Source organism: Pseudomonas sp. S2_C03 (assembly GCF_054668405.1).
Genome location: NZ_CP162766.1, coordinates 4,849,619 through 4,864,742, shown reverse-complemented (window position 1 = coordinate 4,864,742; position 15,124 = coordinate 4,849,619). Strand labels below are relative to the sequence as shown.

Genomic DNA, 15,124 nt, shown 5'->3' with positions numbered 1-15,124 from the left:
TGCCAGACATCGGAGCCCGAAGACGCATGCCGCACACTAAAGATGATTTACCCGACGCGCTGTACGGCGCCGCGCAAGTGCGAGCCATCGATGCGCGGCTGATCGCTGCCGGCACACCGGGCTTCGAATTGATGCAGCGCGCTGCGTATGCCACCTGGCGGACGCTGGTCCGGCGCTGGCCGGGCGCGGACGAATTGACGGTCGTTGCGGGCCACGGCAATAACGCCGGTGATGGCTATCTGATTGCTGTGCTGGCCAGGCGTGCCGGTTGGAAGGTTCGCGTGTTGGCTGCCGGTGATCCTCAGCGCTTGCAAGGCGATGCCGCGTTGGCCTGTGCCGAGGCACGGGCCGAGGGCGTGGACATTGAGACCTGGGGCGCGCAATCGGCGCTTCGGGGCGTCGTCGTGGACGCGGTGCTGGGCACGGGTCTGACGGGCGAGGTGCGCGAGCCCTTCGCCAGTGTCATCGGTGCAATCAACGCCAGTGGCTTGCCGGTGGCGGCGGTGGATATACCTTCGGGGCTGTGTGCCGATACCGGCCGGGTATTGGGTGTGGCGGTGCGGGCCGACCTGACCGTGACATTCATCGCTCTGAAGCTGGGACTGTTCACCGGGGACGCGGCGGATGTGCTCGGAGAGCTGGTGTTCAATGATCTGCAAGCATCACCGCAGGCTTTCGAGGGCGTCGACGTCAGGGCGCGTCGACTGACGGCCAGCAACTTGCCTCGTCTGGCGAGTCGCGCGCCGAGCGCCCATAAAGGCCAATTCGGCCATGTCCTGTTGATCGGCGGAGATCGCGGTTTTGGGGGTGCCATCCTGCTCAGTGCACAAAGTGCGCTACGCAGTGGCGCGGGCATGGTGTCGCTGGCCACCCGTAGCGAACATGTGCCGGCAGCGCTGGCCCGGCTCCCGGAAGCCATGGTCCTGGGCACTTCGTCGGCCAATCAGTTGATGGGATTACTGCAAAAGGTTTCCGTGCTGGTGGTCGGGCCCGGCTTGGGGCAGTCTTCCTGGGGGCGAAGTTTGCTGTCGGCAGCGGCCAATGCACCGTTGCCGCAGGTTTGGGATGCTGATGCCCTGAATATGCTGGCGGCAGGGCAGGTGAAGCTGCCCGGTGGCGGTGTGATCACACCTCATCCGGGCGAGGCCGCACGGTTGCTCGGGATCACTACCGCTCAGGTTCAGGCCGACCGGCCAGGCGCCGCCCAGGCACTGAGCAAAAGATATACAGCGGTTGTGGTGCTCAAGGGCGCCGGCAGCCTGATCGCCAGCCCCGACGGGCGTCTGGCGGTGTGTCATCAGGGCCACCCGGCCATGGCCACAGCGGGTCTGGGCGATGTGTTGGCCGGTTTGATTGGCGCGTTGTTGGCGCAAGGCATGAGCCCGTTCGACGCTGCTTGTCTTGCGGTCTGGCTGCACGCCAATGCCGGGGCGCAACAAGGTAATTCGGGCCGTGGGCTGGCGGCCAGTGATTTGATTCCAGCCATTCGTCAGTTGTTGGAGGAGCAAGCACCGTGTCTGAAGTAACCCTGTACCTGGCTGATGAGCAAGCGATGACCGCTTTTGGCACACGCATCGCGAAAACCACCGAAGGGCACGGTCTGATTTTTCTCGAGGGGGATCTGGGGGCGGGTAAAACCACGCTGTCCAGGGGCATCATCCGTGGCCTGGGCCACGTGGGCGCGGTGAAAAGCCCGACCTTCACGTTGGTCGAACCCTACGAGATCGGTGACATTCGCGCCTTCCATTTCGACCTTTATCGGCTGGTTGACCCGGAAGAGCTGGAGTACCTCGGCATCCGTGACTATTTCGAAGACGATGCGTTATGCCTGATAGAGTGGCCCCAGAAGGGTGCAGGCTTTTTGCCAAAGCCTGACCTGACCATTACCATTAGCCCCCAAGGCAGTGGGCGCTCGCTGAAAATTTTGTCCCAGGGCTCGCGTGGCGAGTCCTGGTGTGCCGCTTTGGCATTGGAATCCAATTAAATGATGGGGTCAGGTATGCGCTTTCGCGCGATGGTAGCTGCCGTTGGGATGTTGTTTTTGGCGGTGACCGTCAACGCTATGGCCGACACGAAGGTCAACAGTGTTCGTCTATGGCGGGCGCCGGACAACACGCGTCTGGTGTTCGACCTCACCGGGCCGGTGCAGCACAGTGTGTTCACCTTGACCGCCCCGGATCGACTGGTGATCGACATCAATGGCGCCAGCCTTGGCGCGCCATTGAACGTCTCCACCGCCAACACCCCGATCACCGCCATGCGCTCGGCTCAACGCACGCCGACCGACCTGCGGGTGGTCATCGATCTTAAAAAAGCCGTCACGCCGAAGAGTTTCACCCTGGCGCCAAATGCCCAGTATGGCAACCGCCTGGTGGTCGACCTGTTCGACAATCCGGCGGACGCCGCGCCGATTCCGGCGCCGACCAACGTCGCGACCGTCGCCCCTGTCCCGGTCACCCCGGTAGATCCTCCGGTGAAGTTGCCGCCTGCCCCGGCCGGCAAGCGCGACATCATTGTGGTCATCGATGCCGGCCACGGCGGTGAAGACCCGGGGGCCTCGGGTTCCCGTGGTCAACGCGAAAAAGACGTGGTGCTGTCCATCGCCCGTGAACTGCAACGGCAAGTCAACGGCATGAAAGGCTTCCGCGCCGAACTGACCCGTACTGGCGACTACTTCATTCCACTGCGCGGACGCACCGAAATTGCGCGCAAGAAAGGCGCCGATCTGTTCGTCTCGATCCACGCCGATGCCGCACCGTCCACCGCCGCGTTCGGTGCATCGGTGTTCGCCCTGTCGGATCGTGGCGCCACGTCGGAAACGGCGCGGTGGCTGGCGGACAGTGAAAACCGTTCCGACCTGATCGGCGGTGCGGGCAACGTCAGTCTCGACGACAAGGACCGCATGCTCGCGGGCGTATTGCTCGACCTGTCGATGACCGCGTCGCTGACTTCCAGCCTGAACGTCGGCCAGAAGGTCTTGAGCAACATCGGGCGCGTCACGCCTTTGCACAAACAACGCGTGGAGCAGGCCGGGTTCATGGTGTTGAAGTCGCCGGACATCCCATCGATCCTGGTGGAAACCGGTTTTATCTCCAACGCCAACGAAGCGTCCAAGCTCGCCGCGTCCAGCCACCAGCAGGCCCTGGCGCGCTCGATCAGCAGCGGTGTTCGCCAGTTCTTCCAGCAGAATCCTCCACCGGGGACCTACATCGCCTGGTTGCGTGATTCCGGCAAGATTGCCCAGGGCCCACGGGACCACCGGGTCAACCCCGGCGAAACCCTGGCAATGATCGCCGTGCGCTACCAGGTGTCGCCGGCGACCTTGCGCAGTGCCAACAACCTGAAAACCGATGAGTTGAAAATCGGTCAGACCCTCACCATTCCCGGCACTGAACTGGCGTCCAAAGAATGAATCAGGTGGTGACCAACAGCGCTCGTATCGAGCTGCTCAGCCCCCGACTGGCCAACCAGATTGCCGCCGGTGAGGTGGTCGAGCGCCCGGCTTCGGTGATCAAGGAGTTGCTGGAAAACAGCCTCGACTCCGGTGCCAAACGCATCGATGTCGATGTGGAGCTGGGCGGCATCAAGCTGCTGCGGGTGCGCGACGATGGCCGAGGCATCGCCGCCGATGACCTGCCGCTGGCCCTGGCGCGACACGCCACCAGCAAGATCCGCAACCTGGAAGACCTCGAGCAGGTGATGAGCCTGGGGTTTCGCGGTGAGGCGCTGGCTTCGATCAGTTCCGTGTCGCGCCTGACCCTGACGTCACGTACCCGCGATGCCGATCAGGCGTGGCAGGTGGAGACCGAAGGTCGGGAGATGGCGCCCCGTGTCCAGCCGGCGGCTCACCCGGTGGGCACGTCGGTGGAAGTGCGCGACCTGTTCTTCAATACCCCGGCGCGGCGCAAATTCCTCAAGACCGAAAAAACCGAATTCGATCACCTGCAGGAAGTGATCAAGCGCCTGGCGCTCGCCCGGTTCGACGTGGCGTTTCATTTGCGTCACAACGGCAAGACCATCCTCAGCCTGCATGAGGCCCATGATGATGCGGCCCGCGCACGGCGTGTGGCGGCCATTTGCGGCCCGGGTTTCCTGGAGCAGGCGCTGCCCATCGAAATCGAGCGCAATGGCCTGCATCTGTGGGGATGGGTCGGCTTGCCCACCTTCAATCGCAGCCAGGCGGACTTGCAATACTTCTTCGTCAATGGCCGGGCCGTGCGCGACAAACTGGTGGCCCACGCGGTGCGCCAGGCCTATCGCGATGTGCTGTTCAATGGCCGGCACCCGACATTCGTGCTGTTCTTCGAGGTCGACCCAACCGGCGTCGACGTCAACGTGCACCCGACCAAGCACGAAGTGCGCTTTCGCGAAGGGCGCATGGTCCATGACTTCCTCTATGGCACCTTGCACCGCGCCTTGGGCGATGTACGTCCCGACGATCATCTGGCCGCACCGGTAGCGACCGCCATCGTCCGCCCGACCGGCCTTGAAGCCGGCGAGTTCGGGCCACAGGGCGAAATGCGCCTGGCGGCCAATGCCCTGCTGGAGCAGCCGCAGGCCCAACCGTCATTCAATGCCGCCGGCGCTGGAGCTGGAGCTGGCGCCGGTTATCAGTATCAATACACTCCGCGCCCGCAGTCGACGATGCCAGCAGCGGAAGCCCAGGCCGCCTATCGCGAGTTCTTCGCGCCGCTGCCCGAAGCCAACGCCGCTGCGCTTCCCGAAGGGCAGGGCGATATCCCGCCGTTGGGTTATGCGTTGGCGCAGCTCAAGGGCATCTACATCCTCTCGGAAAACGCCCAGGGTCTGGTGCTGGTAGACATGCACGCCGCCCATGAGCGGATCATGTACGAGCGACTCAAGGTCGCCATGGCGAGCGAGGGTCTGAGCGGACAGCCGTTATTGGTCCCTGAATCGTTGGCGCTGAGTCAGCGCGAGGCCGATTGTGCCGAAGAGCACGTCGCCTGGTTCCAGCGCCTGGGCTTCGAATTGCAGCGGTTGGGCCCGGAGACTCTGGCCATTCGCCAGATTCCGGCGTTGCTCAAGCAAGCCGAAGCCAACCGGCTGGTCAGCGATGTACTGGCGGACCTGATGGAATATGGCACCAGCGACCGCATTCAGGCCCACCTCAACGAACTGCTGGGCACCATGGCCTGTCACGGTGCGGTGCGGGCGAATCGGCGGCTGGCCCTGCCGGAAATGAACGGCTTGCTGCGTGACATGGAAAACACCGAGCGCAGCGGCCAATGCAACCATGGCCGACCGACCTGGACCCAACTGGGCCTGGACGATCTGGACAAATTGTTCCTGCGCGGTCGTTGATGAGCCAGCTCCCACCTGCGATTTTCCTGATGGGCCCGACTGCAGCGGGCAAGACCGACCTGGCCATCGAGCTGACCAAGGTCCTGCCCTGCGAACTGATCAGTGTCGATTCGGCCCTGGTCTATCGCGGCATGGACATCGGCACCGCCAAGCCTTCGAAAGAAATCCTGGCTGAATTCCCACACCGCTTGATCGATATTCTCGACCCGGCAGAGAGCTATTCGGCGGCCGATTTCCGCCGTGACGCCCTGCAAGCCATGGCCGAGATCACCGCGCGCGGCAAGATTCCGCTGCTGGTGGGCGGCACCATGCTCTATTACAAGGCGCTGCTCGAAGGCCTGGCGGACATGCCGGCAGCCGATCCCGAAGTGCGGGCGCAAATAGAAGAAGAGGCTGCACGCCTTGGCTGGCAAGCCCTGCACGAGCAATTGCAGCGTATCGACCCCGAGTCGGCGGCGCGCATACACCCCAACGATCCCCAGCGCCTCAGTCGCGCATTGGAAGTTTATCGGGTCAGCGGTCAGAGCATGACCGCGCTTCGATTGCAACAAAGTGCGCAAAGTACTGAAGCAGCCGCGTCGGGACGGCAACAATTGCCCTATACTGTCGCGAACTTGGCCATTGCCCCGGCAAATCGCCAGGTACTGCACGAACGAATTAAACAAAGATTCACTTTGATGTTGGAACAGGGGTTCATGGACGAGGTCGTAGCCCTGCGTGAAAGAGGTGACCTGCACACCGGGTTGCCATCTATACGTGCGGTCGGTTATCGACAAGTCTGGGACTATCTGGATGGCAAGCTGACAGAAGCCGAAATGCAGGAGCGTGGAATCATCGCCACGCGCCAATTGGCCAAGCGTCAGTTCACGTGGTTGCGCAGCTGGGCTGACTTACACTGGTTGGACAGTCTCGATTGCGACAATCTGCCACGCGTCTTGAAATACCTTGGAGCCATCTCCATATTGAGCTGAGTCTTTGCAATTGCCGTCTATCCTTGGGGGTGTGACGGCCACAAGCCAACTGTTTACCTATTTTTATATTGAATCCTTAAAGGAGTGCGACACATGTCAAAAGGGCATTCGCTACAAGACCCTTACTTGAATACTTTACGTAAAGAGAAAGTTGGGGTGTCCATCTACCTGGTCAACGGGATCAAACTGCAAGGCACGATCGAGTCGTTTGACCAGTTCGTCATCCTGCTGAAAAACACCGTCAGCCAGATGGTCTACAAGCACGCTATCTCTACAGTGGTGCCGGTTCGTCCAATTCGTCTGCCTAGCGCAGCCGAATCCGAGTCGGGTGACACTGAACCAGGTAACGCCTGATAGGAGTCTCCTTTGTTCTTTGAGCGCCACGGTGGTGGGGAGCGAGCCATTCTCGTTCACTTGGATGGTCAGGACCCTGAGGCGCGCGAAGATCCGCAGGAGTTTCAGGAGTTGGCGGCATCGGCTGGTGCCGAGACCGCGGCGTTTTTCAACGTGCCGCGTAATCGGCCAACCGCCAAATACCTGATTGGCAGCGGCAAGGTCGAGGAGTTGCGCGACCTGGTCAAAGCCGAACAGGTAGAACTGGTTATTTTCAATCACATCCTCACGCCCAGTCAGGAACGTAACCTCGAACGTGTTTTCGAGTGTCGCGTGATCGACCGCACGGGTCTGATTCTCGATATCTTCGCCCAACGCGCCCGTACCCATGAAGGCAAGCTCCAGGTTGAACTGGCCCAGCTTGAGCACATGAGCACGCGCCTGGTTCGTGGCTGGACTCACCTTGAGCGGCAGAAGGGCGGTATCGGCCTGCGCGGTCCGGGTGAAACACAGCTGGAAACCGACCGGCGCCTGTTGCGGGTTCGCCTGCGGCAGATCAAGGGGCGCCTGGAAAAGGTTCGCAGCCAGCGCGAGCAGTCTCGGCGCGGGCGCAAGCGCGCGGAAATTCCGACGGTTTCACTGGTGGGTTATACCAACGCCGGCAAATCGACGCTGTTCAACTCGGTGACCGATTCCGAAGTGTTTGCCGCGGACCAGCTCTTCGCCACCCTCGACCCGACACTGCGCCGCCTCGAACTCGACGACCTCGGCCCCATCGTGCTGGCCGATACCGTGGGGTTCATCCGTCACCTGCCGCACAAACTGGTCGAGGCATTTCGGGCTACGCTCGAGGAGTCGAGCAACTCCGACCTGCTGCTGCACGTGATCGACGCCCATGAACCCGAGCGTATGGCCCAGATTGAACAGGTCATGGTAGTGCTCGGGGAGATCGGGGCGCAGGACTTGCCGATCCTCGAGGTATACAACAAACTCGATTTGCTCGAGGGCGTGGAGCCGCAGATCCAGCGCGATGCCGATGGCAAGCCGCAGCGGGTCTGGTTGTCGGCCAGGGACGGTACCGGTCTGGACTTGCTCAAGCAGGCCGTGGCCGAATTGCTCGGCGATGATTTGTTCGTGGGCACCTTGCGCTTGCCGCAACGTTTTGCTCGACTGCGTGCGCAGTTTTTTGAAATCGGTGCTGTACAGAAAGAAGAGCATGACGAAGAAGGCATCTGCCTGCTGGCCGTTCGTTTGCCACGCGTCGAGTTGAATCGACTGGTGAGCCGCGAAGGCATGCAACCGATGGAATTCATCGAGCAACACACTTTGCAATAAAAGCCTGAGAAAGCGGTTGTGCCGCAGGGACAGGCATTCTGTAGCATTGGTCGGCGCGCCGTGGGTGCGTCTTTGCTTTATCAGATGGAGAGCGCTATGGCTTGGAATGAGCCGGGTGGCAACTCGAATAATCAGGATCCTTGGGGTGGCAAGCGCCGCAATAACGGCGACCGCAAGGGGCCACCAGATCTCGACGAGGCCTTCCGAAAGCTGCAGGAAAGCCTGAACGGGTTGTTCGGTGGTGGTAAAAAACGCGGTGATGACGGCGGTGGTTCCGGCAAGAGTGGCGGCTTTGGCGGCATACTCGGCATCGGCCTGGTCGTGCTGGCGGCCGTCTGGCTGTACAGCGCCGTTTATGTCGTGGACGAGCAGGAGCAAGCCGTGGTGCTGCGCTTCGGCAAGTACTACGAAACGGTTGGCCCGGGCCTGAACATCTATTTCCCGCCGATCGACAAGAAGTACATGGAAAACGTCACGCGTGAGCGTGCGTACACCAAGCAGGGCCAGATGCTCACCGAAGACGAGAACATCGTCGAAGTGCCGCTGACCGTGCAGTACAAGATCAGCAACCTGCAGGACTTCGTGCTGAGCGTCGATCAGCCGGAAATCAGCCTGCAGCACGCGACTGACAGCGCCTTGCGCCACGTGGTGGGTTCCACTGCGATGGACCAGGTGTTGACCGAAGGTCGTGAATTGATGGCGAGCGAAATCAAGGAGCGTCTGCAACGCTTCATGGATACCTATCGCACCGGTATCACCGTTACCCAGGTCAACGTACAGAGCGCAGCGGCACCGCGTGAAGTGCAGGAAGCCTTCGATGACGTGATCCGTGCCCGTGAAGACGAGCAGCGTTCGCGCAACCAGGCGGAAACCTATGCCAACGGCGTCGTGCCGGAAGCCCGTGGTCAGGCCCAGCGCATCCTTGAAGACGCCAACGGCTACCGCGACGAAACCGTCTCGCGTGCCAAGGGTGAGGCTGACCGCTTCACCAAGCTGGTGGCCGAGTACCGCAAGGCGCCTGAGGTTACACGTCAGCGTCTGTACCTGGACACCATGCAGGAAGTCTTCAGCAGTACCAGCAAGGTACTCGTGACCGGCAACAAGAACGGCCAGAGCAACCTGCTTTACCTGCCGCTGGACAAGATGATCGACAGCAGTGGTCGCAGCACCAACGCACCGGTCAACAGTGCGGCAGCGACCAGCAATGAAGCAAATGCGCGTGCCGCAGCTGATCTGCAGCAACAGCAGGCACGTACCAGGGAGAGTCGCTGATGAGCAATAAATCGCTGATCGCCCTTATTGTTGGCGTCGTTGTGGCGATCGCTGCCTGGAACTGCTTCTACATCGTGGCTCAGACCGAGCGCGCGGTGTTGCTGCAGTTCGGACGCGTGGTTCAGGCTGATGTCCAGCCGGGGCTGCATGTGAAAGTGCCTTACGTTAACCAGGTGCGCAAGTTCGACGCTCGCCTGATGACGCTGGATGCACCGACACAGCGCTTCCTGACCCTGGAAAAGAAAGCCGTGATGGTCGATGCCTACGCCAAGTGGCGTGTGAAGGACGCCGAGCGTTTCTACACCGCGACTTCCGGCCTCAAGCAGATCGCCGACGAGCGTCTGTCCCGTCGTCTGGAATCGGGCCTGCGTGACCAGTTCGGTAAGCGCACCCTGCACGAAGTGGTATCCGGTGAGCGTGATGCGCTCATGGCGGACATCACCTCTTCGCTGAACAAGATGGCCGAAAAGGAACTGGGTATCGAAGTGGTCGACGTTCGCGTCAAGACCATCGACCTGCCCAAGGAAGTGAACCGCAGCGTGTTCGAGCGTATGAGCACCGAGCGTGAGCGTGAAGCTCGCGAGCACCGCGCCAAGGGTAACGAGCTGGCAGAAGGCATCCGTGCCGACGCCGATCGTCAACGCCGCGTGCTGCTGGCTGAAGCCTATCGTGAATCGGAAGAGATCCGCGGTGACGGCGATGCCCAGGCCGCAGCGATCTATTCCAAGGCCTACGGCCAGGACCAGGAGTTCTACGCGTTCTACCGTAGCCTGCGCGCCTACCGTGAAAGCTTCGCGAACAAATCCGACGTCATGGTCCTGGACCCAAGCAGCGACTTCTTCCACTACCTGGAAAAAGCCAAGCCTTGATACGGCGTTGACCGAAATCGCCCCCGCCGGGCGGCTAAAACCTTCGGCGGGGTGATCCTTTGGGAAAACGTGTGTATGATGCGGCAGCCGGGAAATTCCCGGCTTTTTTGCGTCTGCACGTTTGATTGCTGTTTTTTTGCAGATGTCCGGGCCCGTTGGCTCGACAGGTTTTACGAGGAAAGTGTTTGGCGAAGCCCGAATTCAGGCTTTTCGCTTCGTTGCTCTTGCGCGTGTTTTCGCAGGGCCAGGCATTTTCTGCTTCACTCAAGGCTCGCCCCAAGGCTTGCCGCCCGGATCATAGGGGAATGGCGTAATGGCAACGGTAGACCGCTGGCTGCTGCCAGATGGCATCGAAGAAGTACTGCCACCGGAGGCGGCGCGCATAGAAGTCGCGCGTCGCCAGGTGTTGGATCTGTTCCAGAGCTGGGGTTACGAGTTTGTCGTGACTCCCCATATCGAGTACCTGGAATCCCTGCTGACCGGCGCGGGCCAGGACCTGGATCTGCGTACCTTCAAGGTCATCGACCCGCAATCGGGTCGGCAGATGGGTTTCCGGGCGGATATCACGCCGCAGGTGGCGCGCATCGATGCGCACACCTTGCGTCGCGAAGGCCCCAATCGCCTGTGCTATGCCGGTAGCGTGCTGCACGCCCAGCCGCGCGCCTTGTCATCCTCGCGCAGCCCGATCCAGTTGGGTGCCGAGTTGTACGGCGATGCCAGCCCGAGCAGTGACGTCGAAGTCATCAGCCTGATGCTCGCCATGCTGCAACTGGCCGATGTGCCGGACGTGCACATGGACCTCGGGCATGTTGGCATCTACCGCGGCCTGGCCCGTGCGGCAGGCCTGTCCGGTGAAGTCGAGCAGCAGTTGTTCGATGCGTTGCAACGCAAGGCCATCGACGAGGTCATTACCTTGACCGAAGGCCTGCCGGCAGAACTGTCCGACATGCTGCGCGCGCTGGTTGACCTGTGTGGCGGCCGTGAAGTGCTGGTGGCGGCTCGTGAGCGCCTCGCCAAGGCGCCGGCACCCGTGCTGGCGGCGTTGGACGATTTGCTGGCGATAGCCGAGCGCCTGTCCAGCCGTTTCCCGGATCTGCCGCTGTATTTCGACCTGGGCGAGTTGCGCGGTTATCACTACCACACCGGTGTTGTGTTCGCCGTGTTCGTACCGGGTGTTGGCCAGTCCATTGCCCAGGGTGGTCGTTACGACGACATCGGTGCCGACTTCGGTCGTGCCCGTCCGGCAACCGGCTTCTCCACCGATTTGAAAACCCTGGTGACCCTGGGGCGTGCTGAGATCGAGCTACCGTCTGGCGGTATCTGGATGCCTGACAGTACGGATGCGGCACTCTGGCAGCAGGTTTGCCAGTTGCGCAGTGAGGGTCAGCGTGTTGTCCAGGCATTGCCTGGGCAGCCTTTGGCCGCCGCCCGTGAAGCGGACTGCGACCGGCAATTGATTCAGCAGAACGGGCTTTGGCAAGTATCGCCACTGGCCTCTTGAGTTTTCCTGCCGGCCGCCGCCGGCACCAAGTTTGCGCGAATGAGGACAAGTGTTATGGGTAAGAATGTCGTAGTCCTGGGCACCCAGTGGGGTGATGAGGGCAAAGGCAAGATCGTTGATCTGCTGACCGAACATGCTGCCGCCGTAGTGCGCTACCAGGGTGGCCACAACGCGGGTCACACGCTGGTGATCGACGGTGAGAAAACCGTCTTGCACCTGATCCCGTCGGGCGTGCTGCGCGAAGGCGTACAGTGCCTGATCGGTAACGGCGTGGTGGTTGCGCCCGACGCTCTGATGCGGGAAATCACCAAGCTGGAAGAGAAGGGTGTGCCGGTGCGTGATCGCCTGCGCATCAGCCCTTCCTGCCCGCTGATCCTGTCCTATCACGTGGCGCTGGACCAGGCCCGCGAAAAGGCTCGTGGCGAGATGAAGATCGGCACCACCGGTCGCGGCATCGGCCCGGCATACGAAGACAAGGTTGCACGTCGTGGCCTGCGCATCGGTGATCTGTTCCACCGCGAGCGTTTCGCCGCCAAGCTGGGCGAGTTGCTGGACTACCACAACTTTGTCCTGGTCAATTACTACAAAGAGCCGGCCATCGACTTCCAGAAAACCCTGGATGAGTGCATGGAATACGCCGAGTTGCTCAAGCCGATGATGCTCGACGTCACCGCCGAGCTGCACGAGCTGCGTCGCGCGGGCAAGGACATCATGTTCGAGGGCGCCCAGGGTTCCCTTCTGGACATCGACCACGGTACCTACCCGTATGTCACCAGCTCCAACACCACCGCCGGCGGTATCGCCACCGGTTCCGGCGTGGGTCCGCGCTTCATCGACTACATCCTGGGTATCACCAAGGCCTACACCACTCGTGTCGGTTCAGGTCCGTTCCCGACCGAGCTGTTCGATGACATCGGTGCATTCCTGGCCAAGCGTGGCCACGAATTCGGTGCAACCACCGGTCGCGCCCGTCGTTGCGGCTGGTTCGATGCCGTCATCCTGCGTCGCGCCATCGACGTCAACAGCATCTCGGGCCTGTGCCTGACCAAGCTGGACGTACTGGACGGCCTGGAAACCATCAACATCTGCATTGGCTACAAGAACCAGGACGGTGCGGTGATTGACGCTCCAACCGACGCCGACAGCTACATCGGCCTGGAGCCTGTGTACGAGCAGATGCCAGGCTGGACCGAGTCGACCCTCGGCGCCAAGACCCTGGAAGAGCTGCCGCAAGCCGCTCGCAACTACATCAAGCGCATCGAAGAACTGGTCGGCGCGCCGATCGACATTATTTCGACGGGCCCGGACCGCAACGAAACCATCGTTCTGCGTCATCCGTTCGCTTAATAAGTCATTGATGTAAAAGACAAAGGGCCCTTATTTGGGCCCTTTGTCGTATCTGTCTGTAGGACGGCACGACCTTTGCTCTGAATTTAAAAAAGCTCAATAAAAAAGGATGGCTGCCTCCGTGCCATCAATTTAATGGCGTCAAAGCAGAGGGATTACCTGTGTCGGCCGTTCTTTCCCTGTTACAAAGCCGTCTTTTGCGGCCTGTGTTCGTTACCCTTGGTATCGCTCTTTTGGTGCAAGTGCTGGTTGCGGTCGCCCTGACACGCAGCACGGTGACTGCGCTGGAGGCCGATCTGGGCGTTCGCCTGGGCGCCGACAGCCAAAAACTGTCCACCGAGCTCGAGCAGGCGGGACGCGAAGTCACGTCGAGCCTCGACAGCCTCTCCGCCAGTACGCGCCAGCGGCTCACTGCCGGCTTGTCTTCGCGTCTGGAAGAGGAGCAATCGCAGCTGCGGGCGACCCTGGAAAAAGACCTGAAGGACTCCGCCAGTGATATGGCGCAGCTCCTGGCCTCGGTCGCGCCCCGCGCCATGTGGGACAACGACGTGCCGACCCTGTCCGAATTCGCCCGTCGCGCCCAGCGCAATCCCAACGTGCTGTTCGTCGTCTATGACGATGCGACCGGCCAGCACCTGACGCGCTACCTCAATCGCGAAAATCCGATCAACAAGGCACTGCTGGAAAAAGGCCAGGGCGAACGTGCCCTGGACAAGGTGCTGGATGCAGCGAAAAACGATCCGTCGGTCTACTACGTTGAAGCGTCCATCAACCCCAATGGCGTGGAAATCGGCAAGGTGCTGATGGGGGTCTCCACCGCTTCGGTGGAAACGGATCTGGCGGCGCTGGATAAACGCTTCGAAGCGCTGATTGCCAACAGCGATCAACTGGTGGGCGACAGCCTCAAGGGCGCGGCGGCCGACAGTGCCACCGCCATGCGCGCACGGCTGGCTTCCGCTCAGTCCACTGCTGCGGACATGAAAGCCAATACCACCGAAACCGTGCAGGAAGCGGCAGCGACCTTGCGCTGGCGCATTGGCATGGGCCTGGCCTTGGTGGGGTGCGGCGTGTTGCTGCTGCTGGCCGTCGTGCTCGGTCGTCGGGTGGTCAATCGTTTGAAGATGCTGATCATCGCCATGGACGACCTGGCGGCCGGCGAGGGCGACTTGACCAAGCGCGTGCAGATCAACAGCAAGGACGAGATCGGCGACATGGCGTCGGCGGTCAATCGCTTTGTGGATAAGTTGCAGCCCATCGTGCGTGAAGCGGGCGATGTCGCCCAGCGCACGGGCGTCGAGATCGGCGCCATGACCTTGCGCAACGCCGGTGCCGATGCGGCGGCCGGTATGCAGCGCGACGAGGTGGCCGAGAGCCTGCGCGCGTTGTCGCAAATGGCCGATGAGGCGCAGTCCGAAAGTCATGCCATGCAGGCGGCCTTGCAGCAGGTGGTGGAGATTCGTTCGGCCACCGACGAAAATACCCGCACCTCGGCGAAAGTCGGCGGCCTGATCGAGGCGCTGGCCGAGCAAGTCGATACCGGCGCCAAGGTGATTGAGCGACTGGCGCAGCAGAGTGAGCAGATTGAAGTGGTGCTGACCGTGATCCACGGCATCGCCGAGCAAACCAACCTGCTGGCGCTGAACGCGGCCATCGAGGCGGCGCGCGCCGGTGAAACCGGTCGTGGCTTCGCCGTGGTGGCGGATGAAGTGCGGGCGTTGGCGAGCAAAACCCAAAGCTCCACCGGTGACATCCAGGCGCACATCGTCGCCTTGCAGCAAGGTGCGCGGGAGGCTGTTGCTGCGATTGGCCAGGCCGGGCGCCAGGCCAGCGAAGGTCTGCTGGTGTTGCGTGACAGCGCGCGCCTGCAACAAACGGTGCAGGTGTCGGTCGAGCAGGTGCATGCGGCGATTGGCCTGGCCACGCAGGCCGCGGCGCATCAGGCGCAGGGTGCGCAGGCTGTACGCGGGCGCGTGGAAACCATTCATGCCCAGGCCGAGAAAGCGGCTCAGGCGGTGGTAGAGACGACCGAGAGCGGCAAGGTGCTCGATGGGTTGGCAGCGCAGCTCAAGGCCAGCCTGGGACAGTTCAGGGCTTGATGTGTAGTCTGTAAGGCCGCCATCGCGGGCAAGCACGCTCCTACAGTTTGGAATGCGATTTCCTGTAGGAGCGGGCTT

12 protein-coding genes are annotated in these 15,124 nt (G+C 61.7%); all 12 read left to right on the top strand.

All coding sequences use genetic code 11. The annotated features are described in order from the left end of the window. The first annotated feature begins 26 nt into the window (after positions 1–26). The gene (locus AB4N64_RS22420) at positions 27–1,526 is read left to right on the top strand and encodes an NAD(P)H-hydrate dehydratase (protein WP_460118604.1); all 1,500 of its coding nucleotides are present in this window, start codon (positions 27–29) and stop codon (positions 1,524–1,526) included. Further along, positions 1,514–1,984 (top strand): tRNA (adenosine(37)-N6)-threonylcarbamoyltransferase complex ATPase subunit type 1 TsaE, encoded by a 471-nt coding sequence (tsaE, locus tag AB4N64_RS22415; protein WP_460118602.1) that lies wholly within the window; start codon positions 1,514–1,516, stop codon positions 1,982–1,984. The genes AB4N64_RS22420 and tsaE overlap by 13 nt, the downstream gene beginning before the upstream one ends. A 48-nt stretch (positions 1,985–2,032) precedes the next feature. Beyond that, positions 2,033–3,412 (top strand): N-acetylmuramoyl-L-alanine amidase, encoded by a 1,380-nt coding sequence (locus AB4N64_RS22410; protein ID WP_460126833.1) that lies wholly within the window; start codon positions 2,033–2,035, stop codon positions 3,410–3,412. Next, positions 3,409–5,322: a DNA mismatch repair endonuclease MutL gene (mutL, locus tag AB4N64_RS22405; RefSeq protein WP_460118600.1), complete on the top strand. Its 1,914-nt coding sequence runs from the start codon at positions 3,409–3,411 to the stop codon at positions 5,320–5,322. Before AB4N64_RS22410 ends, mutL begins: the two co-directional genes overlap by 4 nt. After that, a complete protein-coding gene (miaA, locus tag AB4N64_RS22400) occupies positions 5,322–6,293 on the top strand; it encodes a tRNA (adenosine(37)-N6)-dimethylallyltransferase MiaA (RefSeq protein ID WP_460118598.1) in 972 nt (323 codons plus the stop codon). The genes mutL and miaA overlap by 1 nt, the downstream gene beginning before the upstream one ends. A 93-nt stretch (positions 6,294–6,386) precedes the next feature. Beyond that, entirely contained in the window at positions 6,387–6,647 is a 261-nt protein-coding gene (hfq, locus tag AB4N64_RS22395; RefSeq protein ID WP_460118596.1) for an RNA chaperone Hfq, read from the top strand. Between the two features lie 12 nt (positions 6,648–6,659). After that, positions 6,660–7,961, top strand: a complete 1,302-nt coding sequence (hflX, locus tag AB4N64_RS22390; RefSeq protein ID WP_460118594.1) for a ribosome rescue GTPase HflX — start codon at positions 6,660–6,662, stop codon at positions 7,959–7,961. Positions 7,962–8,057: 96 nt separating this feature from the next. Next, complete coding sequence (gene hflK / locus AB4N64_RS22385) at positions 8,058–9,233, top strand: FtsH protease activity modulator HflK (protein ID WP_460118592.1); 1,176 nt, start codon at positions 8,058–8,060, stop codon at positions 9,231–9,233. Beyond that, positions 9,233–10,102, top strand: a complete 870-nt coding sequence (gene hflC, locus AB4N64_RS22380; RefSeq protein ID WP_093227195.1) for a protease modulator HflC — start codon at positions 9,233–9,235, stop codon at positions 10,100–10,102. Before hflK ends, hflC begins: the two co-directional genes overlap by 1 nt. Before the next feature lie 313 nt (positions 10,103–10,415). Further along, positions 10,416–11,603, top strand: coding sequence for an ATP phosphoribosyltransferase regulatory subunit (locus tag AB4N64_RS22375; protein WP_460118589.1), 1,188 nt, complete (start codon positions 10,416–10,418; stop codon positions 11,601–11,603). A 54-nt stretch (positions 11,604–11,657) separates the two neighbouring features. Beyond that, complete coding sequence (locus tag AB4N64_RS22370) at positions 11,658–12,950, top strand: adenylosuccinate synthase (RefSeq protein ID WP_460118587.1); 1,293 nt, start codon at positions 11,658–11,660, stop codon at positions 12,948–12,950. Positions 12,951–13,111: 161 nt separating this feature from the next. Next, positions 13,112–15,046 (top strand): methyl-accepting chemotaxis protein, encoded by a 1,935-nt coding sequence (locus AB4N64_RS22365; protein WP_460118585.1) that lies wholly within the window; start codon positions 13,112–13,114, stop codon positions 15,044–15,046. Positions 15,047–15,124 lie beyond the last annotated feature (78 nt).

Bases quoted from the DNA above. Each gene is read 5' to 3' on its own strand.
- AB4N64_RS22370 (WP_460118587.1), top strand. From the start codon at position 11,658: ATGGGTAAGAATGTCGTAGTCCTGGGCACCCAGTGGGGTGATGAGGGC.
- miaA (WP_460118598.1), top strand. From the start codon at position 5,322: ATGAGCCAGCTCCCACCTGCGATTTTCCTGATGGGCCCGACTGCAGCG.
- hfq (WP_460118596.1), top strand. From the start codon at position 6,387: ATGTCAAAAGGGCATTCGCTACAAGACCCTTACTTGAATACTTTACGT.
- mutL (WP_460118600.1), top strand. From the start codon at position 3,409: ATGAATCAGGTGGTGACCAACAGCGCTCGTATCGAGCTGCTCAGCCCC.
- hflK (WP_460118592.1), top strand. From the start codon at position 8,058: ATGGCTTGGAATGAGCCGGGTGGCAACTCGAATAATCAGGATCCTTGG.
- hflC (WP_093227195.1), top strand. From the start codon at position 9,233: ATGAGCAATAAATCGCTGATCGCCCTTATTGTTGGCGTCGTTGTGGCG.
- AB4N64_RS22410 (WP_460126833.1), top strand. From the start codon at position 2,033: ATGTTGTTTTTGGCGGTGACCGTCAACGCTATGGCCGACACGAAGGTC.
- AB4N64_RS22420 (WP_460118604.1), top strand. From the start codon at position 27: ATGCCGCACACTAAAGATGATTTACCCGACGCGCTGTACGGCGCCGCG.
- AB4N64_RS22375 (WP_460118589.1), top strand. From the start codon at position 10,416: ATGGCAACGGTAGACCGCTGGCTGCTGCCAGATGGCATCGAAGAAGTA.